The sequence below is a fragment of the Bradyrhizobium sp. CER78 genome (assembly GCF_029846235.1).
In the GTDB taxonomy this organism is placed as follows: domain Bacteria; phylum Pseudomonadota; class Alphaproteobacteria; order Rhizobiales; family Xanthobacteraceae; genus Bradyrhizobium.
On sequence record NZ_JARVWP010000014.1, the window covers coordinates 13,314 to 40,000 of the forward strand.

The 26,687-nt window shown below is 64.0% G+C and carries 23 protein-coding genes, 2 tRNA genes, 1 rRNA gene and 1 riboswitch (1 of these 27 only partly in view); of the genes, 13 read left to right on the top strand and 13 right to left on the bottom strand.

Annotation, left to right across the window (positions count from 1 at the left end; all coding sequences use genetic code 11):
* Window positions 1–64 precede the first annotated feature (64 nt).
* Window positions 65–670, bottom strand: coding sequence for a gamma-glutamylcyclotransferase (locus QDT69_RS26395; RefSeq protein WP_279709416.1), 606 nt, complete (start codon window positions 668–670; stop codon window positions 65–67).
* A 154-nt stretch (window positions 671–824) separates the two neighbouring features.
* On the opposite strand from QDT69_RS26395, the gene QDT69_RS26400 reads away from it, so the two are divergent.
* Window positions 825–2,012, top strand: coding sequence for a DUF2125 domain-containing protein (locus QDT69_RS26400; RefSeq protein WP_279709417.1), 1,188 nt, complete (start codon window positions 825–827; stop codon window positions 2,010–2,012).
* A 115-nt stretch (window positions 2,013–2,127) separates the two neighbouring features.
* Here the strand turns inward: QDT69_RS26400 and QDT69_RS26405 are convergent, their stop codons facing one another.
* Window positions 2,128–2,571, bottom strand: coding sequence for an antibiotic biosynthesis monooxygenase (locus tag QDT69_RS26405; protein WP_279709418.1), 444 nt, complete (start codon window positions 2,569–2,571; stop codon window positions 2,128–2,130).
* 181 nt (window positions 2,572–2,752) lie between these two features.
* Between QDT69_RS26405 and QDT69_RS26410 the strand changes: the two genes are divergently transcribed.
* The 3 genes from QDT69_RS26410 to QDT69_RS26420 all read left to right on the top strand — a co-directional run bounded on the left by QDT69_RS26410 (window position 2,753) and on the right by QDT69_RS26420 (window position 5,958).
* The gene (locus tag QDT69_RS26410) at window positions 2,753–4,327 is read left to right on the top strand and encodes a hypothetical protein (RefSeq protein WP_279709419.1); all 1,575 of its coding nucleotides are present in this window, start codon (window positions 2,753–2,755) and stop codon (window positions 4,325–4,327) included.
* Between the two features lie 42 nt (window positions 4,328–4,369).
* Window positions 4,370–4,879: a hypothetical protein gene (locus QDT69_RS26415; RefSeq protein ID WP_279709420.1), complete on the top strand. Its 510-nt coding sequence runs from the start codon at window positions 4,370–4,372 to the stop codon at window positions 4,877–4,879.
* A gap of 89 nt (window positions 4,880–4,968) precedes the next feature.
* Window positions 4,969–5,958, top strand: coding sequence for a tripartite tricarboxylate transporter substrate binding protein (locus tag QDT69_RS26420; RefSeq protein ID WP_279709421.1), 990 nt, complete (start codon window positions 4,969–4,971; stop codon window positions 5,956–5,958).
* 478 nt (window positions 5,959–6,436) lie between these two features.
* Here QDT69_RS26420 and QDT69_RS26425 read toward each other — a convergent pair whose 3' ends face one another.
* Genes QDT69_RS26425 through QDT69_RS26435 form a run of 3 tightly spaced genes read right to left on the bottom strand, consistent with a single transcriptional unit; the run spans window position 6,437 to window position 9,356 of the window.
* On the bottom strand, window positions 6,437–7,369 hold the full coding sequence (locus QDT69_RS26425) for a prephenate/arogenate dehydrogenase family protein (protein WP_279709422.1): 933 nt from the start codon (window positions 7,367–7,369) through the stop codon (window positions 6,437–6,439).
* 4 nt (window positions 7,370–7,373) lie between these two features.
* Window positions 7,374–8,471: a histidinol-phosphate transaminase gene (hisC, locus tag QDT69_RS26430; RefSeq protein ID WP_279709423.1), complete on the bottom strand. Its 1,098-nt coding sequence runs from the start codon at window positions 8,469–8,471 to the stop codon at window positions 7,374–7,376.
* A 36-nt stretch (window positions 8,472–8,507) separates the two neighbouring features.
* Window positions 8,508–9,356, bottom strand: a complete 849-nt coding sequence (locus QDT69_RS26435; RefSeq protein ID WP_050425610.1) for a chorismate mutase — start codon at window positions 9,354–9,356, stop codon at window positions 8,508–8,510.
* 186 nt (window positions 9,357–9,542) lie between these two features.
* Window positions 9,543–9,622: riboswitch (SAM riboswitch) on the top strand.
* Between the two features lie 84 nt (window positions 9,623–9,706).
* On the opposite strand from QDT69_RS26435, the gene QDT69_RS26440 reads away from it, so the two are divergent.
* Both QDT69_RS26440 and metW read left to right on the top strand, forming a co-directional pair.
* The gene (locus tag QDT69_RS26440) at window positions 9,707–10,912 is read left to right on the top strand and encodes a homoserine O-acetyltransferase (protein WP_279709424.1); all 1,206 of its coding nucleotides are present in this window, start codon (window positions 9,707–9,709) and stop codon (window positions 10,910–10,912) included.
* Entirely contained in the window at window positions 10,909–11,571 is a 663-nt protein-coding gene (gene metW / locus QDT69_RS26445; RefSeq protein ID WP_279709425.1) for a methionine biosynthesis protein MetW, read from the top strand. The genes QDT69_RS26440 and metW overlap by 4 nt, the downstream gene beginning before the upstream one ends.
* Window positions 11,572–11,736: 165 nt before the next feature.
* Here the strand turns inward: metW and QDT69_RS26450 are convergent, their stop codons facing one another.
* Window positions 11,737–12,609: an alpha/beta hydrolase gene (locus tag QDT69_RS26450; protein ID WP_279709426.1), complete on the bottom strand. Its 873-nt coding sequence runs from the start codon at window positions 12,607–12,609 to the stop codon at window positions 11,737–11,739.
* Between the two features lie 232 nt (window positions 12,610–12,841).
* On the opposite strand from QDT69_RS26450, the gene QDT69_RS26455 reads away from it, so the two are divergent.
* On the top strand, window positions 12,842–13,507 hold the full coding sequence (locus QDT69_RS26455; protein WP_279709427.1) for a TIGR02594 family protein: 666 nt from the start codon (window positions 12,842–12,844) through the stop codon (window positions 13,505–13,507).
* An 81-nt stretch (window positions 13,508–13,588) separates the two neighbouring features.
* Here the strand turns inward: QDT69_RS26455 and QDT69_RS26460 are convergent, their stop codons facing one another.
* The 3 genes from QDT69_RS26460 to QDT69_RS26470 form a co-directional block, all read right to left on the bottom strand.
* On the bottom strand, window positions 13,589–14,521 hold the full coding sequence (locus tag QDT69_RS26460; RefSeq protein ID WP_279709428.1) for a YARHG domain-containing protein: 933 nt from the start codon (window positions 14,519–14,521) through the stop codon (window positions 13,589–13,591).
* 134 nt (window positions 14,522–14,655) lie between these two features.
* Window positions 14,656–15,438 carry an MOSC domain-containing protein gene (locus QDT69_RS26465; RefSeq protein ID WP_279709429.1) on the bottom strand — a complete coding sequence of 261 codons (783 nt, stop codon included), beginning with the start codon at window positions 15,436–15,438 and terminating at the stop codon, window positions 14,656–14,658.
* Window positions 15,439–15,494: 56 nt separating this feature from the next.
* Window positions 15,495–16,010 (bottom strand): GNAT family N-acetyltransferase, encoded by a 516-nt coding sequence (locus QDT69_RS26470; protein ID WP_279709430.1) that lies wholly within the window; start codon window positions 16,008–16,010, stop codon window positions 15,495–15,497.
* A 56-nt stretch (window positions 16,011–16,066) separates the two neighbouring features.
* Here QDT69_RS26470 and QDT69_RS26475 point away from each other — a divergent pair, with 56 nt between their 5' ends.
* Window positions 16,067–16,630, top strand: coding sequence for an XRE family transcriptional regulator (locus QDT69_RS26475; RefSeq protein ID WP_279709431.1), 564 nt, complete (start codon window positions 16,067–16,069; stop codon window positions 16,628–16,630).
* Between the two features lie 299 nt (window positions 16,631–16,929).
* Window positions 16,930–19,581, top strand: a complete 2,652-nt coding sequence (clpB, locus tag QDT69_RS26480; RefSeq protein ID WP_279709432.1) for an ATP-dependent chaperone ClpB — start codon at window positions 16,930–16,932, stop codon at window positions 19,579–19,581.
* A 21-nt stretch (window positions 19,582–19,602) separates the two neighbouring features.
* Here the strand turns inward: clpB and nuoI are convergent, their stop codons facing one another.
* Complete coding sequence (gene nuoI / locus QDT69_RS26485) at window positions 19,603–20,091, bottom strand: NADH-quinone oxidoreductase subunit NuoI (RefSeq protein WP_279709433.1); 489 nt, start codon at window positions 20,089–20,091, stop codon at window positions 19,603–19,605.
* A 374-nt stretch (window positions 20,092–20,465) separates the two neighbouring features.
* On the opposite strand from nuoI, the gene QDT69_RS26490 reads away from it, so the two are divergent.
* Window positions 20,466–20,876: a hypothetical protein gene (locus tag QDT69_RS26490; protein WP_279709434.1), complete on the top strand. Its 411-nt coding sequence runs from the start codon at window positions 20,466–20,468 to the stop codon at window positions 20,874–20,876.
* Between the two features lie 16 nt (window positions 20,877–20,892).
* Here QDT69_RS26490 and QDT69_RS26495 read toward each other — a convergent pair whose 3' ends face one another.
* The 3 genes from QDT69_RS26495 to QDT69_RS26505 all read right to left on the bottom strand — a co-directional run bounded on the left by QDT69_RS26495 (window position 20,893) and on the right by QDT69_RS26505 (window position 23,861).
* On the bottom strand, window positions 20,893–21,150 hold the full coding sequence (locus QDT69_RS26495; protein WP_279709435.1) for a hypothetical protein: 258 nt from the start codon (window positions 21,148–21,150) through the stop codon (window positions 20,893–20,895).
* Window positions 21,151–21,231: 81 nt separating this feature from the next.
* A complete protein-coding gene (locus tag QDT69_RS26500) occupies window positions 21,232–21,594 on the bottom strand; it encodes an SPW repeat protein (RefSeq protein ID WP_279709533.1) in 363 nt (120 codons plus the stop codon).
* 203 nt (window positions 21,595–21,797) lie between these two features.
* Window positions 21,798–23,861, bottom strand: a complete 2,064-nt coding sequence (locus QDT69_RS26505; protein ID WP_279709436.1) for a M23 family metallopeptidase — start codon at window positions 23,859–23,861, stop codon at window positions 21,798–21,800.
* A gap of 1,003 nt (window positions 23,862–24,864) precedes the next feature.
* Here QDT69_RS26505 and QDT69_RS26510 point away from each other — a divergent pair.
* The 3 genes from QDT69_RS26510 to QDT69_RS26520 all read left to right on the top strand — a co-directional run.
* Window positions 24,865–26,353: ribosomal RNA gene (locus QDT69_RS26510) — 16S ribosomal RNA — on the top strand.
* 210 nt (window positions 26,354–26,563) lie between these two features.
* A tRNA-Ile gene (locus QDT69_RS26515) sits at window positions 26,564–26,640 on the top strand.
* Window positions 26,641–26,675: 35 nt separating this feature from the next.
* Window positions 26,676–26,687: transfer RNA gene (locus tag QDT69_RS26520), tRNA-Ala, on the top strand (it continues 64 nt past the right edge of the window).

The window sequence follows — 26,687 nt, forward strand, 5'->3', positions numbered from 1 at the left end:
ACCGGAAATTGAGACCACAATGTTGTTCGCGCCGTGGCAAAAATTCGCGAGCGAGGTTCCGTGCTCAGGCCGGATCGAGCCCGTCAGCCGCACGCGCATCCCGATGCAGCGGGCCGGAATCATGCAGCATCGTTGCGAGCTGATGCAGCGGGCCGTCGCGAAAGCCCTGCTTCTCGATCGAGGCCACCGTCGAGAGCACATAGTCGCGGTTGTTGCCGGAGCGGCCATGGCCCTGCTGCACCAGGCGTAGCTGCTCCGGCAGCGACAGCCGCCCGGCATATTGCACATGGCCGCGGTCGACCACATAGGCGAGCGCGGAGACGCGATCGCGCGCCGCATTCTCCAGCCACACCGAGCGCATCACCTCGCGATACACGTTGGTGGTCTGCTCGCGTGCCCGCAAATAGGCGATGGTGTCGTGGCGCAGGCCGGCCGCGACGCGGAACGCGATGCCGCGGCAGGCGCCGCCGCGATCGAGCCCGAGCACCAGGCCCGGCTTCTCCGGCGTGCCGCGGTGGTCGAACGAATAGACGCAGAGCGCGCGATGCTCGCCGATCAGCCGCGCCGGCACCTGCTCCAGGAATTCGAAGCCCGGCTTCCACATCAGCGAGCCGTAGCCGAACACCCAGAGGTCGCCGTCGGTTTCGGAATGGGGGGGATTTGCTGACATCGCGCTGATGGGCTAGCAGAACGGGCCGCCCAAGCGAAGCAGATTCCGTGATGTTTCCAAGGGTTGCTCAAAGGGTTGCTCAGGGCTTGGTCAAGGGTTGTTCAAGCCGTGCAGCCGCTTAGATTTGACAAATTCGCGCTCCAAAGGACGCCGCATGTCCGATTTGACCTCCGCCCCCCGCCGCCGCTCGCGCTTCGGCCTCTATGCCGTCCCGGTCGCGGTCCTGATCGCCGCGGTGCTGTGGAGCGGATTCTGGTTCTTCGCCGCCTCGCAGGTCGGCGTGCAGGCCGATGCCTGGCGCGCGCAGGAAGCGAAGGCCGGCCGGGTCTATGATTGCGACAAGCGTTCGGTGGCGGGTTACCCGTTCCGGCTCGAGATCCGCTGCGAGCAGCCCAGCGTGATGCTGGTGTCGCAGACCGCCTCGCCGCAGATGTCGTTCGTGGCGCGGCTGGCCGAAATCCTGGTCGTGGCGCAGATCTATGATCCCAAGCTCGTGATCGCGGAGTTCAAGGGCCCGGCCACGATCGCCGAACGCAATGCGCAGCCGACGCTGTCGGTCGACTGGCGCCTCGGACGCGCCAGCGTGGTCGGCCTGCCGGCGGTGCCGCAGCGCGCCTCGCTCGTGTTCGACGATCTCGCGATCGATCGCACCGGCGGACCTGCGCCGACGCCGCTGATGCGCGTCAATCACATCGAGCTGCACGGAAGGCAGGTCGAGGGCTCGGCGCCGGACAGCCCCGCGATCGAGACCGTGTTGCAGATTGCCGGCGGCACCTTGCAGGAGGTGCATCCGCTGCTCACCCAGCCGTTCAACGCCGACATCCATGCGCGGCTGAACGGGTTGAAGGATTTCTCGCCGAAGCCGTGGCCCGATCGCTTCCGCGAAATCCAGGCCGCCGGCGGCAGCGTCGAGATCCAGCAGTCGCGGATCGAGCAGGGCGATGTGCTGTCGGTCGCCGCCGGCACGCTGCGCCTCAACGCGCAAGGCCGTATCGAGGGCGAGCTGCAGATGACGGTCGCCGGCCTCGAGCGCGTCATCCCCGCGCTCGGCATCGACAAGATGCTGGAGGACGGCGTGCCGCAGTCGACGCTCGATCGCGTCGCCCCGGGCGTGAAGAGCCAGGACCTCAGCAATCTGTTCGGCGCGCTGGACCGCGCGATCCCCGGCCTCGGCAAGGTGATCAAGCAGAACGCTAATGCCGGCATCTCGGCCGGGATCAATTCGCTCGGCACCGAGGCCACGCTCGAAGGCAAGAAGGCGCGCAGCTTCCCGCTCCGCTTCGCCGACGGCGCGGTGTTTTTGGGCCCGCTGAAAGTCGCGCAGATCCCGCCGCTGTTTTGAGCGGATGCACCGGCTGTGTAGGGCGGATTAGCGTTAGCGTAATCCGCCATTTCGCAGCGTCGTTCGAACGGCGGATTACGCCTTCGGCTAATCCGCCCTACGCACCGGCAGGCGCTCAGGAATGCTCGAACGGGCCGACCTCGCGGATCACCTTGCAGATTTGCAGGAAGCCGCTGGCGTAGAATTCGGCATGTCCGCGCTTCATGGTTTCGACATGCTCTGGATGAGTGCGCCAGGCTTCGAGCGCTTCCTCTGAGGCGAAGCGAAACAGGGTGAGCTCCTCGCCATCCTCTGCCTTGAATGATTTGACCGACAGGAATCCCGGAAGGCGGCTGACGATCTCGTACATGCGCTCGCCGAGCCGGTTGTATTCGTCGAGCGGGGCGTGCTCGCGTAGCTTCAGGTCCCCCACGACAATGATTTCACCGATCATGTTCCGTCCTTTTGTCCGTCGAATGTCCATGGCGGGCTTGAGAACAAGCGTCCAACGACAATTCGAATTCGCGACAGGTGTTGTTACACGTCGCGCGATGTTGAGAGGCGCATTGCGCTGCGCCAATCCCGCCCTCCGCACCGAGCGGACTCATTACTCCCTCGCGCGCGATATCGTCCATCACGGCAATCTATTCCCGCGGCTGCGATGAGAAAAACGTGACCGCAATCTTGCGGGCCGCCGCGAATATCATTCCCCGAGTACCGCTCTCTCTCGCCTGAGGAAACAACCTCGTGTGGAGGAAGCGATGCGAATTCTCGGGGGAATTCTGCTCGGCAGCATGCTGTTGTCGGCAGGTCCAGCGTTGGCGGATGACGATGCGTCGGAGCTGAAGGCGTTGAAGGCACGGCTCAAGCAGCTCGAAGAGAAGATGGAGGTGCAGGCGCGCAAGGAGGAGGCGCTGGCCGCAAGGCAGAGCGCAATGCAAAACACGAAGATGGCGGCCAAGGCGCCGGTGCCGTTCGATCCCTGCGCATCGGGCAAGCTCTGCTACAAGGGCGTCACCTTCACCTTCGGCGGCTGGGTCGATCTCACCGGCATCTATCGCACCCGCAATCTCGCCTCCGACACCGGTTCGGTCTACGCCTTCATTCCGTTCCCGCAGAGCAAGAACTTCAATACCGGCGAGTCGCGCTTCTCGGCGCGGCAGACCCGCTTCTCGGTGCTTGCGGAAGCCGAAGTGTTTGCCAACACCCGCGTCGCCGGCTATGGCGAACTGGACCTCGAAGGCGCCGCGCAGACCGCGAATTCGGTTGCCACCAACTCGTTCAATCCGCGGCTGCGGCAGGCCAGCGTCGAAATCGATCGCACCGATCTCGGGCTGCACGTCCTCGCCGGTCAGAGCTGGTCGCTGAACGCGCCGAGCAAGGCGGGCATCGACCCGCGTGGCGTCGATGCGCCCGGCGTGATCGATTTCGAATCGGTGCCCGGCTTCCTTGCGGCGCGGCAGCCCGGCATCCGCGTCTGGCAGGATATCGGGCCCGAATTCAAGCTCGCGGTCTCGGCGGAAAATCCGCAGACCTCGTTCTTCGGCGGCAACGCGCCGTTGGTCGGCACGCCCGCGGTCGGGCCGCAGGGCGTGCTCAATCCGAACCTGCTGGTCAATCTCACCGGGCCGGGCGGCAGCTTCTTCAACAACGCCAACAATGTCAGCCTCAACCACGTGCCTGATTTCACCGTGAAGGGGGCGTGGGATCCGCGGCTCGGGCCCTACAAGCTGCATGTCGAGGGCTGGGCGATGTATCGCGACTTCTACGATCGCTTCAACTTCGCCAATCACGACGTCAGCACGGTGAGCTTCGGCGGGCATTTCTCGGCGGAGATCGTGCCGAAGCTGCTCGAGCTGCAAGGCTCCGCGTCGCACGGCGCGCTCGGCCGCTTCACCGCGGCGCCGTTCCCGGACGCCACGGTGCACCAGGACGGCACGATCCAGCCGCTGCCGATCACGGCCTTCCTGCTCGGCACGGTCTGGCACACGACGCCATCGCTCGATCTCTACGCCTATGCCGGCCTCGAGAAGACCAAGGCGACGTTCTCCAATGTCGGCACGGTGCCATTCGGCTACGGCAATCCGCTCTACAACAATCTCGGCTGCAACATCGAGAACTCGCCGGCCGCGACCTGCAACGGCAACACCTCGGAGGTCAGGCAATACACCGCCGGCTTCTACGACACGATCTTCAAGGGCGACTACGGGGCGATCAAGGCCGGCATCCAGTACTCCTACAACCAGCGCTTCGCCTTCGCAGGTGTCGGCGGCGCGCCGAAGACCGACGACCACATCATCATGTCGCAGATCCGCTACTACCCGTTCTCTCCGTAGGAGCGGAGGGAGCGAACGCAGGGCCGGCAAAGGAGACCGCACATGAGGATCGTGACCAGGCCGAAACAGCGGGCCGTGATCGCCCGCGAGTTGATGATGGTCAGCTGCGCTGCGCATGTGCTGCAGCGGACTGGGCTGGCGATGGCCGGTGCCATGGGCGGCACCTTCGTTGCCGCCCAGCTCGCGAAGGGGCAGGTCGCGATGTTCGGCACCCTTACCTTCATCGTGGCGGCGATCGTGGTCGGGGCCGTGGGATTCTATCTCGGCATCGATATTCCAAGGCCCGCCATGCGCGCTACTGAGCGCATCGATGCCGTCGAGCTCATGAGCGCGGGCGGCATCTTCCTCGCCGCGCTGGCTGCGCTGGTGTCGGTCTATGGCATCGTGTTCGACGAGATTCCGCCGCGGGCCTGGGAGTTCGTGATCGGCTCGTGGTGGTTCGGCGGCGTCGTCCTGCTGGCAACCGCCGGCCTCGTCGGCCGTCTGCGGCCGCCGCAGAAGGTTGCGCCGATATCGGCAGGGCCGATCAGAGATCAACGGTTGCGACGGTGAGCACCGTCGCTGCCCCGCTGCGCCAATCTGTCCCGTAGCTGCGACCAGCCGATACGATACCCTCACCGAAAAATCGGGGAGGAACCTCAATGCCAGCGAACATCAGCCGCCGTCACGTCATCACTGCCGGAGCTGCGGCTGCGGCGATGCCCTTGCTGTCGCGCGGCGGCTCGGCGCAAGGCGGGTGGCCATCGCGGCAGATCCGCATGATCTGCAGCTATCCGGCCGGCGGGCAGACCGACCTCCTGGCGCGCGCCTTCGGCGAATTCATCGCACGACAAGTCGGACAAACCGTCGTCATCGAGAACAAGGCCGGCGCCTCCGGCTCGATCGGCGCCGCGGAAGTCGCGCGCGCGGCGCCTGACGGGCACACCATCCTGTGCTCGATCTCGACCACCTATGTGATGAACCGGGCGATGATGAAGAACCCCGGCTACGACATGGACAAGGATCTGACGCTGGTCAGCGTCATTCCCGGCGCCGGGCTGCTGCTGGTCGCGAGCCCGAAGCTCGGCGTCAAGACGCTGGCGGAATTCGTCGCCCACGCGCGGAGCAGCGGCAAGGTGAACTTCGGCACCTACAGCGCGGGCTCCGCCCCGCACATGACGATCAACGAGCTCAACAAGCAGTACGGCCTCAATATCGAGCCGATCCACTATCGCGGCGAAGCGCCGATGTGGACCGGGCTTGCGGAGGGCACCCTCGATGTCGCGATGGGCAGCTACACCGCGGCGCAAACCGTCCTGCAGAGCAATCGCGGCGTCGTATTCGCGGTGCACTCCAAGGAGGTCGATGCGATCCCCGGGATTGCGACCCTGCCTGAACAGGGCGCGACATCGAAATTCTTCACCGTGAGCGGCTTCTCGGGTTGGGCGCTGCCGAAGGCGACGCCGCAGCCGATCGTCGACCGGCTGTCCGAACTCTGCGTCGCCGCCAACAATGATCCCAAGGTGAAGGAGGTGCTCGCGACCTTCGTGCTGGAGCCCGCGATCGGCTTCAGGGACAGCAACGCGCTCTATCAGCGCGAATTGCCGGTCTGGATGGAAGCGGCGCAATCGCTCGGCTTGCCGCCGGTGTAGGCATCTCTTCTTGTCAGTCCGGGAGAACTATCCTCACCGTCGTCCCTGCGAAAGCAGGGACCCATAACCACGAATGGTTATCGTTGAACGATGCTGGTACGACGAGTCCGTTCCATCACATCGGCCGCGGAGTATGGGTCCCTGCTTTCGCAGGGACGACGCGCGGGAGGAGCTGTATACTCATTCCGGTGTCATCGCCCGGCTCGACCGGGCGATCCAGTACGCTGCGGCCCATCGGTTCAATAACGACTGTCTCTGGAATACTGGATCACCCGCTTTCGCGGGGTGATGACACCGCGTGTCCGACATCTTGAAACGAGAACCATCCGCGTCGTCGTCCTGGCGAAAGCCAGGACCCATTACCCCAAATCTCAGTTGTTGTGCGACGCTGGGGCCACGATCCCGTTCACAAGCAAATGCGGTGGTTATGGGTCCTGGCTTTCGCCAGGACGACGAGGGGAAAGCCGCGTGCCTGGTCCTACTTCTTCAAATTCGCGTGCGGGCGGCCGAAGTCGGGCGCGGCGGAGTCCTGGCCGATCTCGACGATGCCGCGGCGGATGGCGCGGGTGCGGGTGAAGTGGTCGAACAGCGCTTCGCCGTCGCCGCGGCGGATCGCGCGGGTCAGCTTCGACAGGTCCTCGGTGAAGGTGCCGAGCATTTCCAGCACGGCGTCCTTGTTGGCGAGGAACACGTCGCGCCACATCGTCGGGTCGGAGGCCGCGATGCGGGTGAAGTCGCGGAAGCCGCCGGCGGAGAACTTGATCACCTCGGATTCCGTCACCTGCGCCAGCTCGTCGGCGGTGCCGACGATGGTGTAGGCGATCAGATGCGGCAGATGGCTGGTGATCGCGAGCACGAGGTCATGATGATCCGGCGTCATGATCTCGACCTTGGCGCCGAGCGCGGCCCAGAAGGCGCGCAGCCGGTCGGTCGCCGCGGGATCGGTGCCTTCGGGCGGCGTCAGGATGCACCAGCGGTTGATGAACAGCTCGGCGAAGCCGGAGTCCGGACCGGAGTTCTCGGTGCCGGCGACGGGATGCGCGGGAACGAAATGCACGCCATCAGGCAGATGCGGCGCCATGTCCTTGACGACGGCGCCCTTCACCGAGCCGACGTCGGAGATGACGGCGCCGGGCTTGAGATGAGCGGCGATCTCGGCCGCAACCGGGCCGCAGGCGCCGACGGGAATGCAGAGGATGACGAGATCGGCATCCTTGACCGCTTCGGCATTGGTCTCGACGACGCGATCGACGATGCCGAGCTCGGCAACGCGCGCCCGGGACTTCTCCGAGCGTGCGGTGGTCACGATCTCGCCGACGAGGCCCTGCGCGCGCGCGCCGCGCGCGATCGAGCCGCCGATCAGGCCGAAGCCGATCAGTGCGATGCGGTTGAAGAGCGGAGCCGTGGTCACGATGTCACTTTCCGGCCAGGAAGTCGCGCAGTCCCTCGACCACGAGGCGGTTGGCTTCCTCGGTGCCAATGGTCATGCGCAGCGCATGCGGCAGCTTGTAATTGTTGAGCGCCCGCAGCACGAGGCCGCGCCGCGTCAGATAGGCGTCGGCTTCCGCCGCGGTCTTGCCCTTGTCGGCCGGGAAGTGGATCAGCACGAAGTTGGCGACGCTCGGCGTCACCTTCAGCCCGAGCTTGCCGATCTCCTCGGTCAGCCAGTTGCGCCACTGTTCGGTGTGGGTCCGCGACATCTGCACATGCGCGGAGTCCTCGATCGCCGCCACCGCCGCCAGCATCGCAGGGGTCGTGACGTTGAACGGGCCGCGGATCCGGTTGCAGGCATCGACGATATGCGCCGGGCCGAACATCCAGCCGACGCGCAGCGCGGCAAGGCCGTGGATCTTGGAGAAGGTGTGCGTCACCACCGTGTTGTCGGTGGTCGCGACCAGCTCGATGCCGAGCTCGTAGTCGTTGCGCGAGACATAGTCGGCGTAAGCCGCGTCGAGCACCAGCAGCACATGCGAGGGCAGCGCGGCGCGCAGCCGCTTGACCTCGTCGAACGGGATATAGGTGCCGGTCGGATTGTTCGGATTGGCGAGCCAGACCAGTTTTGTGCGCGGCGTCACCACCTTGAGGATGGCATCGACGTCGGCGGTGAAGTTGGTCTCGGCCGCGATCACGTTCCTGGCGCCGTTCGCCATGGTGGCGATCGGATAGACCAGGAAGCCATGGGTGGTCGAGATCGCCTCGTCGCCGGGCGCGAGATAGGTGTGCGCCAGGAGATTGAGGATCTCGTCGGAGCCGGCGCCGCAGATGATGCGGTCGGGATCGAGCCCATAGGCGCGGCCGATCGCCTCGCGCAGCACGCGCGAGGTGCCCTCCGGATAGTCCTCGAGATGGTCAGCGGCGGCCTTGTAGGCCGCGATCGCCTTCGGCGACGGCCCGAACGGCGTCTCGTTGGCGGACAGCTTGAACACCTTGCGGCCCGGTTCCGGCACCGGGCTCTTGCCGGGCGTGTAGGGCGCAATATCGAGGATGCCGGGGTTCGGCACGGGGCGGGACATTATCAACTCCGATGGCCGGATGGGCCGGTGCTTCGCTTAGCTCCTGGCCGATCCGTTAGAGGGCACCGTATAGCGCGTTGCGTGGCTGCCGACGAGGGCCGAAGAGCGCACCGAGGCGCCGGCCTTGATCAAGGCGAGCTTGATCTTCTCGAAATCGTGTCCGGCGACCGAGACCAGCAGCGCCGCGCCGTCGAAGGCGGTGTCGGGGACCGCGACGATCTCGGCGAGCGGCGCCAGCGCGCGGGCGACATCGGCGTTCCAGCCGGAGACGCGCACGCTCCAGGTCTGCACCTCGGTCACCATGGCATCGTCGGCGACCCGCGAGATCAGGAACACCGGCAGCGCGGCGGGATGGTCGGCGCGTTCGAGGAACGGCAGCCGCGCGATGATCTTCGGTGCGCCATCGGCCTCGAGCGCATTCCACCACGGCGTGCGGCTCGCGATTGCCGAGACCAGCGCGAGGTCGCCCCTCGATTTAGCCACCGCCTCGACTGCGGCCTGGGCGCTGAAATGCGACACGTAGGGCACCACGAAGCCGAAGTGAAACCGCGCCGAGTCGCGCATTGCCGACTCGCCGACGGAAACGTCGGCATGCACGGCGAATGGCGCCTGCACGTAGGTGAAGGTCGAGATGATGACGCGCCAGATGCCCTCGATGGTGTCGAGCGGGAGAATGCCGCGATGGCGCTGCACCAGCTCGCGCATCATGCTGGCCTCGCGCGCCGGGCGGAACGCCGAGCCGACCTCCTGGGTCTTCTTGACCTGGATCAAGCGGTCGATGATGTCGCCGCGCGCCATCAGCAGGCGGTGCACCTGCTCGTCGATCGCATCGATCTCCTTGCGCAGCTCCTGCAGCGAAGGCGGCGACGGGGGTGGGTTGGACATGCTCTCAAACCTTGTCGTCCGGGCGGCCCGATGCCGTGCCGGACAGGGTCCCTGATTAGGAAAGACGGGCAGCGAAAGCAAAGAGAAACGTCGCAGGCGTGCCCTGCGCATTCGGTTAACCATGGGCGCCCGGCAAGGGGACGTTCGGCGGCCGCCTTGACGACGGGGGGCCCGAGGACTAGGTTCGCTGCACTCCGTGGTCATTTGAGCCGGCCGGCTTGCAGCCACGTTAAACAACTCGCTAAACAGGCCGGGGACAGATCAGCTCCCGGCCGAACCTTGTTCAGGCCGGGTTTTTTATGGCCTGATTTTCTGTTCGAGCCCTCCCGCGCGGAGGCAGGGTCGCCTAGATGAGCAACGTGCGTCCGATACCGAGCCCGCAAACCCAGAGCGATGATCGCGCCCATGAGGCCGATCATCCGTCGTCATTGCTGGCGAAGTTCGGCATGGACCAGCCGCTCAAGCTGGATTGCGGTGTCGATCTCGCGCCGTTCCAGATCGCCTATCAGACCTATGGCGAGCTCAATGCCGACAAGTCCAACGCGATCCTGATCTGCCACGCGCTGACCGGCGATCAGCACGTCAACAACATCCATCCCGTCACCGGCAAGCCGGGCTGGTGGGACACCATGGTCGGCGCCGGCAAGCCGATCGATCCCGACAAATACTTCATCATCTGCTCCAACGTGATCGGCGGCTGCATGGGCTCGACCGGCCCTGCGTCGCTGAACCCCGCGACCGGCAAGGTGTGGGGGCTCGATTTCCCGATCATCACGATCCCCGACATGGTGCGCGCGCAGGCGATGCTGATCGACCGGCTCGGCATCACGACGCTGTTCTGCGTGGTCGGCGGCTCGATGGGCGGCATGCAGGTGCTGCAATGGACCGCGGCCTATCCCGAGCGCGTGTTCTCGACGCTCGCGATCGCCTGCTCGACGCGCCACTCGGCGCAGAACATCGCGTTCCACGAGCTCGGCCGCCAGGCCGTGATGGCCGATCCGGATTGGCGCGGCGGCCGCTATGTCGACGAGGACACCCATCCGCATCGTGGATTGGCGGTGGCGCGGATGGCCGCGCACATCACCTATCTCTCCGATGCCGCGCTGCATCGCAAGTTCGGCCGGCGGATGCAGGACCGCGAGCTGCCGACCTTCTCGTTCGATGCGGATTTCCAGGTCGAGAGCTATCTGCGCTACCAGGGCTCGTCCTTTGTCGAGCGCTTTGACGCCAACTCCTATCTCTATCTGACCCGCGCGATGGACTATTTCGACATCGCCGCGGATCACAACGGCGTGCTGGCGAAGGCGTTCACCGGCATCAAGACGCGGTTCTGCGTGGTGTCGTTCACCAGTGACTGGCTGTTTCCGACCTCGGAATCGCGCGCGTTGGTGCACGCGCTGAATGCGTCGAGCGCGCGGGTGTCGTTCGCCGAGATCGAGACCGACAGAGGTCACGACGCCTTCCTGCTCGATGTACCCGAATTCCTCGAAATCTCCCGCGCCTTCCTGCAGGCGGCAGGCAAGGCGCGCGGACTGAAGGATGACGGCCAGTCATGAGCATGCAGCAGACACTGCCCTTGCCGGGCGTCGCGCCGGAGCGGACCGGCGGCTATCGCAGGGATCATCTTTTGGTCGCCGAGATGGTGCAGCCGGGCTCGCGCGTGCTCGACGTCGGCTGTGGCGACGGCGAATTGCTGCAGCTCCTGGAGAGCCGCGGCATCGACGGCCGCGGCATCGAGCTGTCGCGCGAGGGCGTCAACGGCTGCGTCGCCAAGGGCCTCGCGGTGGTGCAGGGCGATGCCGACACCGACCTCGTCAACTATCCCGACGACGCCTTCGACTATGTGATCCTGTCGCAGACCTTGCAGGCGACGCGGCAGCCCAAGGTGGTGCTGGAGAACCTGCTGCGGATCGGCCAGCGCGCCATCGTCTCGTTCCCGAATTTCGGGTTCTGGAAAATGCGGCTGCAGCTCCTGATCGGCGGCCACATGCCGCGCACCGAGAATCTGCCCGCGAGCTGGTACGACACCTCGAACATCCATTTCTGCACCATCAAGGACTTCGTCGAGCTCTGCGAGCAGATCAACGTCAAGATGGAGCGCGCGGTCGCGCTCGATCTCTACGGCCGCCCGGTACCGCTCAATCTGCCCTGGTGGGTGTGGAACATGTTCGGCGAGCAAGGCGTGTTCCTGCTCAGCCGCGGCGCGGGGAAGTGACGCCGGGGCGATAACTTACCCTCGTCATTCCGGGGCGATGCGTAGCATCGAGCCCGGAATCCATTCATCCACGAACTCTGCGGCCCAATGGATTCCGGGCTCTCGCGGAGCCTGTCATCGGGCCGCGCTTCGCGCGGACCCGTTGGCGAGCCCCGGAATGACAAGTCAAACCGGCGCTGCCACCAGTGACCTCGGATCGCGCACCGGCCAGCGGCCGGCTTCGACCAGCGCGATGAAGCGCTCCACCATCTCGTTGAACAGCGCCGGCTCCTCGAGGTTGAGCACGTGGCCCGACTTCGGAAAGAAGGCGAGGCCGGCGGCCGGCAGATGCTGCTTCAGGAACATGCTGGGCGCGATGCAATTGTCGTCCTCGTCGCCGCACAGGATCAGCGCCGGCGTCGCCGCGCGTTTGATGGCGTCGGTCATGGTGTAGATCGAGGGCCGGCCGCCCTGGAAGCTGCGCATCGTGTTGGCCGAGCCTTTGGCGTCATGGCGAGCAAGCGCGGCGTAGAAGTCGGCATGGCCGCGCGGATCCTTGACCAGGAACGGAATCCGGCTCGGCGCTTCGCGCGTCACTTTGGCGACCTCGACCGAGCCGATCGCCTCGTACTGCTCGGCATTGGCGCGGCACTGCGCGCGGAAGGCATCGAGATTCTCGAGGCTCGAGCCGGAGCCGACCGCGGCGAGCGTCATCGACAGCGCGCGCTCCGGCGCGTTGAGCGCGACCTGCAGCGACGAATAGGAGCCCATCGAGAGCCCGACGAAATGCGCTTTCGCGATACCGAGATGGTCGAGCACCGCGAGCGCGTCGGTGTAGAAGTGCTTGTAGGTGTAGACGTCGGCATTCGCTGGCACGTCCGACGGCGTGTAGCCGCGCGCGGAATAGGCGATGCAGCGATGGCCGCGCGCGAAGTAGCGCAGCTGCGGTTCCCAGTTGGTGTGATCAGCCGCGAACTCGTGCAGGAAGATGATCGGGGTGCCGCTGCCGGCCTCTTCAAAGTGCAGGCGGACATTATCTTTCGTGGTGGCGTAGGGCATTGAAATTCTCCTCTCGTTGGCCGGCCCCAGATTTGCAGTTAATTTTCGCGGCCGCAATGCGGCAGTTCTGGTTCCTTTCTTGTCATCGAATCAGCGCGGAATGACCCAGAAATCGTTGTCCCGGCGTCACATGAAATCTTCCTCTCGCCACATCCCGATTTTCAAAACGCCGGCCGCATTCCCTCAGGGAACGCGACGGGGAGTTGGGGCGTTTCAGAGGATCTCGTGAAGTATGGTTCAGTTGCTTGCGTATCGCCGGTCGCTTCGTGTTTTGGCGCTGGCCCTGTGTTCGCTCACGCTCGCCGTGATCTCCGCCGCTCCGGCATCCGCCCGTCCGCACCATCAGCGTCACACGCATTCGGCCCACACCGGCCATCACGCGCGGCACTATGTCCGTCATCACTATCGCCACGCGGCGCGGCTGTCGCGCGCCGAGCGCCGCGCTCTCGCGCAGCCGGACGGTATCGTCGAAACCAATGCGGCCGAGTTGCCGGGCAACGCTGAGGCCGTGCCCAATACCGGTGGCGTCAGCATGGCTGGCGGCTTTGGCTCGTCCGGCATCGTCGCCACGGCGCGCCGCTATCTCGGCGGCAACCCGACCGGCCGTTCCAGCCTGTGGTGCGCGCGCTTCATGAACATGGTCCTGCAGCAGACCGGTCATCGCGGCACCGGCTCCGACATGGCAAGTTCGTTCGCCAAATACGGCACGCGCGTTTCCGGGCCGCAGGTCGGCGCCATCGCCGTGATGGGCCGCCGCGGCGGCGGTCATGTCGGGATCATCACCGGCGTCGATGCCAAGGGCAATCCGATCTTGATCTCGGGCAACAGCAGCCACCGTGTTCGCGAGGTGCCGGTCTCGCGCGGCCGGATCTACGCCTATGTGATGCCGACGAACTGAGGCGGGACTGCCACCTCTCCCCCGGGAAATGCGGGAGAGGTGGTCACGCGCGGCGAGGCCAACCGGCGCTGCCGGCCAGCTTCACTTCTCGTGCTCCTTCGCCTCGATCGTGTCGACGTTGGTGGCCTCGAGATTGCTCAGGGGGACTTCGACCGCAGCGGGTTGATACCAGGCGAATTGCGAGAAGTAGTTTGCGAGCACCTGATCCTTGAAGAACCGGCCATGCCGCGCGAAAATCTCGTTTCGCGCGACGCGCAGTTCGACCGCCGACATGTCCTTGAGATCGGCTTCACTCAGAAATCGCCGATCGGAATCAGGAAAGAGAAAACCGTCATGCGCCTTGGCGCGCTGCGTGACGGAGGCCGGAACGGCGGGCGGCGTCGTGCGCCCGACCGTGGTCTGATCGTCCGATGCGCCCGATTTGACCGCGGTATGTTCGAACGCGGGCCCGACGGTCCAGAAGGCGAGCGCCAACGCTGCGGCGGCGATGCCCGCGCCGTACTTCCAGTAGCGCTTGATCGGTGAAATTTCACGCAGCGGCGATCGCCCGGCTTCATTCAGGACCTCGTTGATCGTGTCGATCAGGCGGGTCATGTGCATGCGAAAATCCTGCCCCGAGTCGACTCGGGCAGCGTTGCAGAAGTGCAGGAAGCGAAGCGATTCCGGCAGCTCGGCTGCCTCCGGCATGGTTGCGCCGTTCACCAGCAGCGGCAGCAGCGTCTTGTTGTGCTTCAGCGCCGTCTCGATCTCGAAACGCACGGAATCGGCGGGATCCTCCAGACGCGTGGGTTTCCCATCTTCGGTCTTGCCGATCCAATGCGGACCGATCACGGCGATGACGACGTCGCAGGCGGTGATGGCCTTGGCGATCCGATCGACGAAGTTGGCGCCGGTGCGAATGCTGTTGACGTCGAAGAATACGGATTTCTCGCCGTACTTCTCGATCAGATGGTCCGCGATGCGGCCCGCTGTATCCTGATCGACCCGCCGGTACGAAACCATGATCATGCTCATGGCAACCCCGTGCAATCAATTTCGACAAATTTGCTGCAGTTCAAAATGTCGAGCGAAGTCTATTTCACGCAACCGAACATTGCAATGCGATGCGCGTCTATGCCGTATTCAAGGAATACGGAACCCGACGTGATCTACTGCGGCTCCGCGGCAATCGTGTCGCCGACCGCCGCCCCGCCATCGCTGATGATCTCGGCGTAGATGCCGCATTCATTGTTGCCGAAGCGCTGCATCAGCGTGTTCGGGACCGAGAGGTCGCGTGCGCCGGTATCGGGATCGACATTGACCGCCGCGCAGCGTGTGATCCGCTTCACAACCTTGGCCCGTGCACTGCCGATCGCAATGGTCTGGTCGAGCAGGCTGGCTTCATGCCAGGCCGGCCAGCCTTCGACATAGAGGTTGGCGCGGAAGCGCAGCGGATGCACCGGCGCGTGCACCATCTCCTCGATCGCCCGCAGGCTCGCCAGGTTGATGATCGAGACCACCTTGCGCGGCACGTCGGAGAAGCTGTGGCCGGGGCTGACCAGCACCTTGGGCGGCCCCTTGATCTGGCCGGCGTGACGATCGGCGAAATAGCGCTCGATCGCTGCGCGCCCGGCTTCGGTCTCGAGATCGCCCTGGGCGACCATCGCGCCGTCCCGGCGCAGCGTCAGCACATGGCTGTCGTCGTCGAAATGGGCGCGGAGCGGCGCCAGCCACTCGTCCCGTTGCAGCATCAGGAAATGCGGCTTCGCCAGCCATTTCGGCGCCGCCGGATCGAAACCGCTCGGACCGTTCTCGATCGCGTAGCGGCGATCCGAGCGCAGCGTCTCGCACACCTTGAGCTCGGCGTGGGGCAGGGGCTCGGGCGTCAGGCCCTTGACGGGATAGCGGTAGATGCCGGTGATCCGGGCGGAGGGAGTGTGCGCGTTGTCCATCCGCCCGCTCTAGCCTGTTTGACGGGCGAGGAGAACCGCCGCCAGCACCACGGCAGCTAGTCGGGCCGCGCTGCGCCAGGCGCGTCCAGCACCCGCTGCATGAATACGAGCTCGAGCCAGCGGCCGAACTTGCGGCCGACCTCCGGCATCCTGGCGACCTCGACGAAGCCGGCCTGCGCATGCAGCCGGAGCGAGGCGGGATTGCCGCCGTCGATGCCGGCGATCATGACGTGCTTGCCGAGCGCGGTGGCGGCGGCGATGAGCTCGTCGACGATGACGCGGCCAAGGCCGCGGCCGCGATGGTCGGCATGGATATAGACGCTGTGCTCGACGCTGTAGCGGTAACCGGGGAACGCCCGGAAATCGCCGAACGTGCCGTACCCGAGCACCACAGGCCCTTCGGCCGCGACCAGCACCGGATAGCCCAGCGCCAGCCGGGCCTGCATCCAGGTCAGCCGTTCGGCCTCGGAATCCTGCTTCTCCGTCCAGATCGCGTTCGAGTTGGCGACCGCCTCATTGAAGATCGCGGTGATCGCGGGGATGTCCTGCTCGGTGGCGGGGCGGATAATCATCGGTCTTCCTCGACAAGTCCCTTGAATGGACCCCATCGTCTACTATATAAGACGGTATGTCAATTATAGAAGACAAGGCCGATGAGGCTCTCGGGCGGCGGGTTCGCGCCGAACGGGAGGGCCGCGGCTGGTCGCTGGCGGAACTCGCCGGGCGGGCAGGCGTGTCCAAGGCCATGCTGAGCAAGATCGAGCGGGCGGAGGCGAGCCCGACGGCGGCGACGCTGTCGCGGATCGCCACGGCCTATGGCCTGACCATGGCCGCGCTGTTCGAGGTTGCCTCGCATAGTTCCCGTCTGCAGCGGGCCAAGGATCAGCCGGTCTGGCGCGATCCGAAGGCGGCCTATCTGCGACGGCAGGTGTTCCTGCATCCGGCCAATCCACTGGAGCTGGTGGAGGTCGAGCTGCCTGCCAACCAGGAAGCCGGCTTCCCCGCCAGCGCCTATCACCTGATCCGTCAGGTGGTCTGGGTGATCAGCGGCCGCCTCACCTTGATGGAAGGGGCGGAGCGCCACGAGCTCGCTGCGGGCGACCGCGTCGAGCTCGGCCCGCCGTCGGACATCGTCTTCCGCAACGAAAATGCTCAGCCCTGCCGCTACCTTGTCGCCATCGTGCGGCGCTGAGCTCCACCGGGCGAAATCGCAGACTGTGGCTCTTCCGTTTCGGAACCAAGTGCCCACATCTGCGGCAAGCCTGAAAAATGATGGCGACGACCAGAGGCTGGTTGAGGAACGTCAACGCGGCCCGCGGAAACCCAATGAAGATGCCGTTGTCATGCCTTCGCGCGTGGTCCGCGAAAGTGTGTGCGGTTTCGCGACAAGAGCACGCGCAAACTTAAAGTTTGGGCGCGATCGGACGCAAAACCGGTACCCACTTTTGCTGATCGCGCCCCGGGTGACGATGGCAGGCCGAGGGAAAACGAATGAACATTGAGAAGTACACCGAGCGCGCGCGCGGATTCATCCAGTCTGCCCAATCGCTCGCAATGCGCGACGGTCACCAGCAGTTCTCACCGCTCCATCTGTTGAAGGTGCTGCTGGACGACAATGAGGGGCTCGCCGGCGGTCTGATCGACCGTGCCGGCGGCAATTCCAGAGCGATCCTGAAATCGACCGAAGAGGCGCTGAACAAGCTGCCGAAGGTTTCGGGCAATGGTGCCGGGCAGGTTTACCTGTCGCCGGAGCTGGCGCGCGCCTTCGACGCGGCGGAAAAGGCCGCCGACAAGGCCGGCGACAGCTTTGTCACTGTCGAGCGGCTGCTGCTCGGGCTCACGCTCGAGAAGGGCAGCGAGGCAGCCTCCATCCTGAGCAGGGGCGGCGTCACGGCGCAGAACCTGAACGCGGCAATTGAAGCGCTGCGCAAGGGCCGCACAGCGGATTCCGCGACGGCTGAAAATGCCTATGACGCGCTGAAGAAATATGCCCGCGACCTGACCCAGGCTGCGCGCGACGGCAAGCTCGACCCGGTGATCGGCCGCGACGAGGAAATCCGCCGCACCATCCAGGTGCTGTCGCGGCGGACCAAGAACAATCCCGTCCTGATCGGCGAGCCCGGCGTCGGCAAGACCGCGATCGTCGAGGGCCTGGCGCTGCGCATCGTCAATGGCGACGTGCCGGAAAGCCTGAAGGACAAGAAGCTGCTGTCGCTCGACATGGGCGCCCTGATCGCCGGCGCGAAATATCGCGGCGAGTTCGAGGAGCGGCTGAAATCCGTCCTGCAGGAGGTCTCGACCGCCGAGGGCGGCATCATCCTGTTCATCGACGAGATGCACACGCTGATCGGCGCCGGCAAGACCGACGGCGCGATGGACGCGTCCAACCTGTTGAAGCCTGCGCTGGCGCGCGGTGAGCTGCACTGTATCGGTGCGACCACGCTCGACGAGTACCGCAAGCATGTCGAGAAGGATGCGGCGCTGGCCCGCCGGTTCCAGCCGATCTATGTCAGCGAGCCGACGGTCGAGGACACCATCTCGATCCTGCGCGGCCTGAAGGACAAGTACGAGCAGCACCACGGCGTGCGCATCACCGACTCCGCGTTGGTGGCCGCGACCACGCTGTCGAACCGCTACATCACCGACCGCTTCCTGCCGGACAAGGCCATCGACCTGATGGACGAGGCGGCGGCGCGGCTGAAGATGCAGGTCGATTCCAAGCCCGAGGAGCTCGATTCGCTGGATCGCGACATCATCCGGCTGAAGATCGAGCAGGAGGCGCTGAAGAAGGAGAACGATGCCGGCTCCAAGAGCCGCCTGCAGACGCTGGAGAAGGAGCTCGCCGGGCTCGAGGAGCGGTCGACCGCGCTGACGGCACGCTGGAGCGCGGAGAAGAACAAGCTCTCCAACGCCCAGAAGCTGAAAAGCGAACTCGATGCGCTTCGTGTCGAGCTGGCCAATGCGCAGCGTCGCGGCGAATTCCAGAAGGCGGGCGAGCTGGCCTATGGCCGGATCCCCGAGCTGGAAAGGAAGCTCGCCGACATCGAGGCGCAAGAGAGCAGCAAGCCGAACGGCGGCGAGATGATGGAGGAGGCGGTCACCGCCAACCACATCGCGCAAGTCGTCTCGCGCTGGACCGGCGTGCCGGTCGACAAGATGCTCGAGGGCGAAAAGGACAAGCTCCTGAAAATGGAGGACAGTCTCGCCAAGCGCGTCGTCGGCCAGGCCGAAGCCGTGCGTGCGGTGGCTACCGCCGTGCGCCGTGCCCGCGCGGGCTTGCAGGATCCGAACCGGCCGACCGGCTCGTTCATGTTCTTAGGGCCGACCGGCGTCGGCAAGACCGAGCTGACCAAGGCGCTCGCCGCTGACCTGTTCAACGACGAGACCGCGATGGTCCGCCTCGACATGTCCGAGTTCATGGAGAAGCACTCGGTCTCGCGGCTGATCGGCGCGCCTCCCGGCTATGTCGGCTACGACGAGGGCGGTGCACTGACCGAAGCCGTGCGGCGCCGGCCCTACCAGGTCGTGCTGTTCGACGAGATCGAGAAGGCGCATCCCGACGTCTTCAACGTGTTGTTGCAGGTGCTCGACGATGGCCGCCTGACCGATGGTCAGGGCCGCACCGTCGATTTCCGCAACACGCTGATCATCATGACCTCGAACCTCGGTTCGGAATTCCTGGTGAATCAGCCGGAAGGCGAGGACACCGCGGCGGTTCGGGATCAGGTGATGGGCGTCGTGCGGGCGCATTTCAGGCCGGAATTCCTGAACCGCATCGACGAGATCATCCTGTTCCACCGGCTGCAGCGGAACGAGATGGGCCGCATCGTCGAGATTCAGTTCGCGCGGCTGACGAAGCTGCTCGAGGATCGCAAGATCGGGCTCACGCTCGATCCGAAGGCGCGGGACTGGCTCGCGGAGAAGGGGTGGGATCCGGCGTACGGCGCCCGTCCGTTGAAGCGGGTGATCCAGCGCAGCGTGCAGGATCCGCTGGCCGAGATGATCCTCGCCGGCGATGTCAAGGACGGTGATCGCGTGGTGATTTCTGAGAAGGTCAACGTGCTGACCTTCAACGGTCAGGTGTCCAAAACCGCCGAGATCGTGCAGTTCGATGCCCCGGTCTCGAAGCGCAAGCTGAACTGACGTTTGCCATTTGGATGCGGCCTAGCGATAGGCCGCATCCAGCGCCAGGTTCGCGGCGATCGTGCGCTCCCAGCGGTCGCCATTGGCGAGCAGCTTTGCCTTGTCGTAGTAGAGTTCCTCACGCGTTTCGGTTGAGAACTCGAAATTCGGACCCTCGACGATCGCATCGACCGGACAGGATTCCTGACAGAGGCCGCAATAGATGCATTTCACCATGTCGATGTCGTAACGCACCGCGCGTCGGGTGCCGTCATTGCGGCGCGGGCCGGCCTCGATCGTGATCGCCTGGGCCGGGCAGATCGCCTCACATAACTTGCAGGCGATGCAGCGCTCCTCACCGTTCGGATAGCGACGCAGCGCGTGCTCGCCCCGAAAGCGCGGCGAGAGCGGGCCCTTCTCGAACGGATAGTTCAGGGTCGGCTTTGGCTGGAAGAAATACCGCATGGCAAGGCCAAACGCGGAGACGAACTCTGCCATCAGCAGAGATCGCGTGGCTGAATCGAGTCTCATGTTGTTGTCCTGGCAACGCCGCGTAACTGGCACGGCCTGCGGGAGAGACGCACCGAACCCGTCCATCCTCCGATGGCGACGTCGCTGATCTGGCGTTGATCGAGTTCCGGTCCTCTCCCGGGGACCGATATCAAGCGATCAACCGCCGCGCCGGAGTCGCAGTTCCTAATGGACGGCCCGATTCTCGGCCCGAATTAATGAAACCGCCCGTCGGCGGCGTTCGTTTTCCTCATGAATGATCGGCTGGCGTGGCAACGTCCCGCGCAGCCTGTAAAGGCACGTATTTGGCGCGAATCGCATCGCTGATTCGCGCGACACCTTGCATCATCCTGCAAAGCCACGCCGCCGGTCGCCCTCAGCAGAAGGCGAATTGCATGAGCAGAGAACTCATTGCCCATAACCGGCCCGTCCATGACGATCTGCATCCCCGCGTTTACGGCACGGCCGCAGGCCTGGTCGGATGGTTCGTGCTGTCGGCGTGGATCTTGTTCGACCGCCAGAGCGAGGTCGAGTTGTCGCTGATGTTCGTCAGCGTATTGCTGTTTATCGCGGTGCTGCTGCCGTGGCTGCTCTCGCAGATCTGGCGGAGATACGACTACCGGCACGATCGGCATCCGCGGCCGATTCCGTTCGGCGAGTGGCGGAGGGGCGAATTCGCGGTCTGGGGCAGCACGATCAACAGCACCCATGCGACGATCGACATGCTGCTGCCGCTCGCGGCCGTCGCATTCGGATTGACCGCGATCGGGATCGTTTTCCTGATCTGCGCAAGCTTCGCGCCGTAGATCGTCTGTCGTGCTGTCATTCCTGCGGGGCGATGGGCGGAGAGGGCTCGTCGTCCTCGGCAGGCTCGAGTTCTGTGAGGATGTCGACCAGCTCGCGGGTACGGCCCGTGGCCAGCGGCCTGCCAGCATTCATCAGCGGCTCGTCATTGGCGAGCCAGGCCTGCGCCTCGGCAAGCTCGGCGATCGTTGCCCCGGATGCGATGATTCGCGCAATCGTGACGTCGTCGGCGTGGCTGACGGCCTTCAGCACGTCGTCGCGGGTGAGTTGGGTCATGGTTGCATATCCTCATTGGGCAAATGCCCTCACCCGCCGGCCATCCCAGCCAGCGGGTAAGGAATCGATCAGTTCGATGCCTCAGCTATGTGTGGTGAGCCGTGGCGGATGCTGCGACATCATCCAGAGCTCGATCGCCGCAAGGGCGGCGACTGCGATGCCGATGACCACGTGCACGGTCATCGCGGTGGTGGCTCCCTGGAAACCAAGGACCCACGGTGAGACCAGCGCCCAAAGCCCGACGATGAGGTTCAGCCACTCCTCCCAGACCGCGAAGGCTGCGAGCGCGGCGATCGCAAGGACCGCCATCGCAATGCCGACGATGTGGGCGTTGGCGGAAACCGTTCCGCCGTCGAACTTGAACAGCCACGGCGACAGGAAAAGAATCGCGCCGAGGATCAGGTTTGCGACGTCACACAGTTTTGCGTTTGTCCAGTTCTCCATGACTCCCTCCATTGGAGGTTTCACCTTCCGAATCAACTGGATGACCGCCATTCGGGTTCCCGTCTTGTTCCGCGAAATTTGGTGGATTTCAGGGGATTTTGGCGGAAATCGCCGCCGCCAATGTCCGGCGGCGCGCGTTTCGACGCGGCAATCAGCTCCCAAAAAGAAGCGCAGCGGCGTCGTCAGACCGCCCGTGTGGCCAATCAGCGGTTGGTGATGGAGCGCGTCTGTGAGGTCGAGCTCGTGGCGTCCGACACGATGCGCGAGCTGCCGCGGCTCGACATCTGGGCTTCGATCCGGTCGCGCTCCTTCTCGAAGTTCGCCAGCATCGGGCCTTCCAGCGAGCGGCCGCGCGGCAGTTTCACGCGCATCGGATCGACGAATCGGCCGTTGACCAAGATTTCGTAGTGGACGTGCGGGCCGGTGGACTGGCCGGTCGAGCCGACGAAGCCGATCACCTGGCCCTGCCGCACCTTCTTGCCGATCTCCATGCCCTTGGCGAAGGCCGACATGTGGCCGTAGGCCGTCTCATAGCCGTTGGCGTGCTTCATGCGGATATATTTGCCGTAGCCGCCCTCGTATCCGACCTTCTCCAGCACGCCGTTGCCGGACGCGAAGATCGGCGTGCCGTAGGCGGTGGCCCAGTCGACGCCGGTGTGCATCTTCACATAGCCGAGGATCGGGTGGCGGCGGCCGCCGAAGCCCGAACGCATGATCGCGTTGTTGACCGGCTTGCGCACCAGGAACTTCTTCGCGCTCTTGCCGGTCTCGTCGTAGTAGTCGACGAGGCCGTCATCCGAGCTCTGGAATCGGTAGTATTTCTTGGTTTCGCCGCCCACGGTCAGCGCGGCGTAGAGCACTTCGGTCTTTTCGGTGCTGGTGACGCCTTCGTCCTCGCCGGCAAAGAACACGTCGAACGAGTCGCCGGGCTGCACCTTGCGCTGGAAATCGACGTCATAGGAGTAGATCTTGACCATGTCTTCGATGACGGTCGGCGGCACCTTGTTGCGTAGCGCGGTCTCGTAAATGCTCTGATAGAGCCGCACGCCGCTGCCATCATCCTCGTCATCGTCGCTGGAATTGTCGGCGGTGTCGGTCGTGGTGTTCATGCTCTGCACGTCGACCGCGACGTATTTGCCGAGATCGGACAGGGCGGCGACGGCTTCGACCACGGAATCGTTGGCGACGATCACCCGATAGGGCTGCAGCCGGGCGCCCGGAGCTGCCGGCGCCATCAGGATCCGCACCTTCTGGCCTTCCTTCAGGCCGCCGTCGCGGCCGCGCGGGCCGAGTGTTGCGGCGATTGCCTTGGCCTCGTCGGGCGTTGCGCCCTGATCGCGCAGGATCGAGGTGATGCTGTCGCCCTTCTTGACGAGGTGAACCCGCTCACCGACCGGATTGCCGCCGGTGACCTGCTCTTTGGTCTTCGGCAGCAGGGTAACGTTCTCCGGCACCACGCGGGTCTCGAAGCCTGCATAGGGGTCGGAGGTGTTGCCCTCGGTGGCGTAGGCCATCCGCATATCGGGGCCGGCGCCGGTGGCATCGGCCGCGGCATTGGCGAGCGAAGCATAGCGCACCGAGTTGCCGGAGCCGCGCCAGTTGGCGGCGTCACGGACCCGCATCAGGATGTCGTCGAGCGCGACAACGGCGGCGAGCTTGGCTTTCGGCAGCACCGTTCCGAGATCCTTGGTGACGAAAGAGACCTCGGCGTCGGGCTCGGCGGCGGCCGCCGCATTCGGATCCTCGGTCGCCGCCGGCGCGTCGGAGCCGACATCGGTCAGCAGACGCTGCGCGTTGAACGGCGGTATCTTGGACGACAGATCGCTCGTGGTCATCGAGAGATTGCCGGAAATCCGGATGAAGGGCCTGACCCGCATCACGTCGCGGTTGCCGACGCGGGTCACGGTCGAGACGCGCACCAGGCTGCGGGAAGCGGAGTTTTCGTTGGGCGGCGGCAGGCGGTCACCCTTGTGCAGGCTGACGACGCGATCATTGCCGGTGAAGGCGCCGCGCAGCGCGCCTTCGACGCGCTCCGGCACCTTGGCGAAGGTCATCTCGCCATCGAGCGACGCAAAAACGGCGCCGCCGATCAGGGCCGCGCCACAGAGTCCGGTGAGAATGGTGCCGCTAAACCATTGTACGGAGACACGGCGGCGATCGATCACCGCGGCCTCGGTGCCGTCGACTGAAAGCGGCGGTTCGTGACCGAGATCGATCATCCCGGTCTCGCGCCCAATGCCGCTTCCGCGTGACGCCCGTTGGCTCAACCCGATGTCCCCCCAAATTCCAGCAACTGCGATCGACCTCTGCTCGTCCTCATCTCCGCCTCGCTCCCTCGGAGAGGGATTTCGGCAGTGTGGCGAGCCACACGCATCGAAGTCGAGGAGACGAAGGCCATTCGCAGGCCGCACTCTCGAACGTCAATGGTGTGCAGATCTCTCGATATTGCTCGGCCGCGTAGGGAAGAGGCGACGGGTTCTCGAAGAAATCGCCTGGTCCCCCTGAAAAACCACCCGAGCCCCCACTGGTTTCGAGCGGTTCATTGCATTCGTTATAGCGAGAACGTCGCAGGATTGTGGCTCAAGTGCGGCATTTAGGGTGGAAAAGTTTCCTGAAGCAGGTGGGTGCCGCCGCCCGCCTGGAGCGGGTTGGAACCCGTTCCGGAGGGCCTGACGGGGCCCCCGGCGACAAACTTTTTTTCAAGTTTTTTACCACGCGGGTTGGGTGACGAATTTTTACCTCCGACCTAAGTCACGGAAAGCACGAGATTTTCTTCGCACTGCACAAGCGATTTGGGCGTACGACGTTTTGTTGACAATGGGCGTTGACAATCCCGAGGGGTGGGGACTATAAACCAACCACTGAGCGCGGCGCCGCCGGGTCACTGACCAAGGCGAGCGAACGCGCCTCTGATGCTCCTCACTTAGATGAGTGACACAACAGCCGACATAAATCGGTTGAGGTTCGCTGTCTGCCGGTGAAGGGTAGAACCACCCTCTAAGGGTGTGGGGTCGTCTGATCCCGGGCTGTTTGACAAGTGAAGATGAAGAAAGAGAAACGTGGACGGCGGAGTCCTTGCGTCTCTCGGAATACTTGAAAGCTTCGGCTTTTGACTTCTGAGAGTGGACGAAAGACTTCGGCGGTACACGTTTTAAAGGTTACACCATCGCTGCCAACGATGTGAATCGCAGGCGGCTCGTTGACTTCGGTCGACGAAGAATGGTGGGACCTCGTCAAACGTTGTGATCAGCCGGTTCAAGGTTTCAAGTCCAACTTGAGAGTTTGATCCTGGCTCAGAGCGAACGCTGGCGGCAGGCTTAACACATGCAAGTCGAGCGGGCATAGCAATATGTCAGCGGCAGACGGGTGAGTAACGCGTGGGAACGTACCTTTTGGTTCGGAACAACTGAGGGAAACTTCAGCTAATACCGGATAAGCCCTTACGGGGAAAGATTTATCGCCGAAAGATCGGCCCGCGTCTGATTAGCTAGTTGGTGAGGTAATGGCTCACCAAGGCGACGATCAGTAGCTGGTCTGAGAGGATGATCAGCCACATTGGGACTGAGACACGGCCCAAACTCCTACGGGAGGCAGCAGTGGGGAATATTGGACAATGGGCGCAAGCCTGATCCAGCCATGCCGCGTGAGTGATGAAGGCCCTAGGGTTGTAAAGCTCTTTTGTGCGGGAAGATAATGACGGTACCGCAAGAATAAGCCCCGGCTAACTTCGTGCCAGCAGCCGCGGTAATACGAAGGGGGCTAGCGTTGCTCGGAATCACTGGGCGTAAAGGGTGCGTAGGCGGGTCTTTAAGTCAGGGGTGAAATCCTGGAGCTCAACTCCAGAACTGCCTTTGATACTGAAGATCTTGAGTTCGGGAGAGGTGAGTGGAACTGCGAGTGTAGAGGTGAAATTCGTAGATATTCGCAAGAACACCAGTGGCGAAGGCGGCTCACTGGCCCGATACTGACGCTGAGGCACGAAAGCGTGGGGAGCAAACAGGATTAGATACCCTGGTAGTCCACGCCGTAAACGATGAATGCCAGCCGTTAGTGGGTTTACTCACTAGTGGCGCAGCTAACGCTTTAAGCATTCCGCCTGGGGAGTACGGTCGCAAGATTAAAACTCAAAGGAATTGACGGGGGCCCGCACAAGCGGTGGAGCATGTGGTTTAATTCGACGCAACGCGCAGAACCTTACCAGCCCTTGACATCCCGGTCGCGGACTCCAGAGACGGAGTTCTTCAGTTCGGCTGGACCGGAGACAGGTGCTGCATGGCTGTCGTCAGCTCGTGTCGTGAGATGTTGGGTTAAGTCCCGCAACGAGCGCAACCCCCGTCCTTAGTTGCTACCATTTAGTTGAGCACTCTAAGGAGACTGCCGGTGATAAGCCGCGAGGAAGGTGGGGATGACGTCAAGTCCTCATGGCCCTTACGGGCTGGGCTACACACGTGCTACAATGGCGGTGACAATGGGATGCTAAGGGGCGACCCTTCGCAAATCTCAAAAAGCCGTCTCAGTTCGGATTGGGCTCTGCAACTCGAGCCCATGAAGTTGGAATCGCTAGTAATCGTGGATCAGCACGCCACGGTGAATACGTTCCCGGGCCTTGTACACACCGCCCGTCACACCATGGGAGTTGGTTTTACCTGAAGACGGTGCGCTAACCGAAAGGGGGCAGCCGGCCACGGTAGGGTCAGCGACTGGGGTGAAGTCGTAACAAGGTAGCCGTAGGGGAACCTGCGGCTGGATCACCTCCTTTCTAAGGATGATCCTTCAGCGAGCTCACGCTCACTATCGGATCGTTTTAGAAACATTCAGGGGCCAACAGTTTCAGGATTGTTGAGCTCCATTGGCGGGATTTCGCCGTCTTCGTTTCTCTTTCTTCGCGGACGAACACGCGCCAGGGGCTGAGCGCTGTGCGATGCATCGACTTCACGTCGGTTGCGCGCCGGCATGTCTCTCGTGTTAGGGGCTTGTAGCTCAGTTGGTTAGAGCGCGCGCTTGATAAGCGTGAGGTCGGAAGTTCAAGTCTTCCCAGGCCCACCATTTTGATCGAGTGCGGAGCATTCGTCTTCTGGTACGGGGCCATAGCT

Excerpts from the sequence above, each read along its gene's own strand:
- QDT69_RS26395 (WP_279709416.1), bottom strand. The coding sequence starts at position 670 with ATGTCAGCAAATCCCCCCCATTCCGAAACCGACGGCGACCTCTGGGTG.
- QDT69_RS26400 (WP_279709417.1), top strand. The coding sequence starts at position 825 with ATGTCCGATTTGACCTCCGCCCCCCGCCGCCGCTCGCGCTTCGGCCTC.
- QDT69_RS26410 (WP_279709419.1), top strand. The coding sequence starts at position 2,753 with ATGCGAATTCTCGGGGGAATTCTGCTCGGCAGCATGCTGTTGTCGGCA.
- QDT69_RS26415 (WP_279709420.1), top strand. The coding sequence starts at position 4,370 with ATGAGGATCGTGACCAGGCCGAAACAGCGGGCCGTGATCGCCCGCGAG.
- QDT69_RS26420 (WP_279709421.1), top strand. The coding sequence starts at position 4,969 with ATGCCAGCGAACATCAGCCGCCGTCACGTCATCACTGCCGGAGCTGCG.
- hisC (WP_279709423.1), bottom strand. The coding sequence starts at position 8,471 with ATGTCCCGCCCCGTGCCGAACCCCGGCATCCTCGATATTGCGCCCTAC.
- QDT69_RS26435 (WP_050425610.1), bottom strand. The coding sequence starts at position 9,356 with ATGTCCAACCCACCCCCGTCGCCGCCTTCGCTGCAGGAGCTGCGCAAG.
- QDT69_RS26440 (WP_279709424.1), top strand. The coding sequence starts at position 9,707 with ATGAGCAACGTGCGTCCGATACCGAGCCCGCAAACCCAGAGCGATGAT.
- metW (WP_279709425.1), top strand. The coding sequence starts at position 10,909 with ATGAGCATGCAGCAGACACTGCCCTTGCCGGGCGTCGCGCCGGAGCGG.
- QDT69_RS26450 (WP_279709426.1), bottom strand. The coding sequence starts at position 12,609 with ATGCCCTACGCCACCACGAAAGATAATGTCCGCCTGCACTTTGAAGAG.
- QDT69_RS26455 (WP_279709427.1), top strand. The coding sequence starts at position 12,842 with ATGGTTCAGTTGCTTGCGTATCGCCGGTCGCTTCGTGTTTTGGCGCTG.
- QDT69_RS26460 (WP_279709428.1), bottom strand. The coding sequence starts at position 14,521 with ATGAGCATGATCATGGTTTCGTACCGGCGGGTCGATCAGGATACAGCG.
- QDT69_RS26465 (WP_279709429.1), bottom strand. The coding sequence starts at position 15,438 with ATGGACAACGCGCACACTCCCTCCGCCCGGATCACCGGCATCTACCGC.
- QDT69_RS26470 (WP_279709430.1), bottom strand. The coding sequence starts at position 16,010 with ATGATTATCCGCCCCGCCACCGAGCAGGACATCCCCGCGATCACCGCG.
- QDT69_RS26475 (WP_279709431.1), top strand. The coding sequence starts at position 16,067 with ATGTCAATTATAGAAGACAAGGCCGATGAGGCTCTCGGGCGGCGGGTT.
- clpB (WP_279709432.1), top strand. The coding sequence starts at position 16,930 with ATGAACATTGAGAAGTACACCGAGCGCGCGCGCGGATTCATCCAGTCT.
- nuoI (WP_279709433.1), bottom strand. The coding sequence starts at position 20,091 with ATGAGACTCGATTCAGCCACGCGATCTCTGCTGATGGCAGAGTTCGTC.
- QDT69_RS26490 (WP_279709434.1), top strand. The coding sequence starts at position 20,466 with ATGAGCAGAGAACTCATTGCCCATAACCGGCCCGTCCATGACGATCTG.
- QDT69_RS26495 (WP_279709435.1), bottom strand. The coding sequence starts at position 21,150 with ATGACCCAACTCACCCGCGACGACGTGCTGAAGGCCGTCAGCCACGCC.
- QDT69_RS26500 (WP_279709533.1), bottom strand. The coding sequence starts at position 21,594 with ATGGAGAACTGGACAAACGCAAAACTGTGTGACGTCGCAAACCTGATC.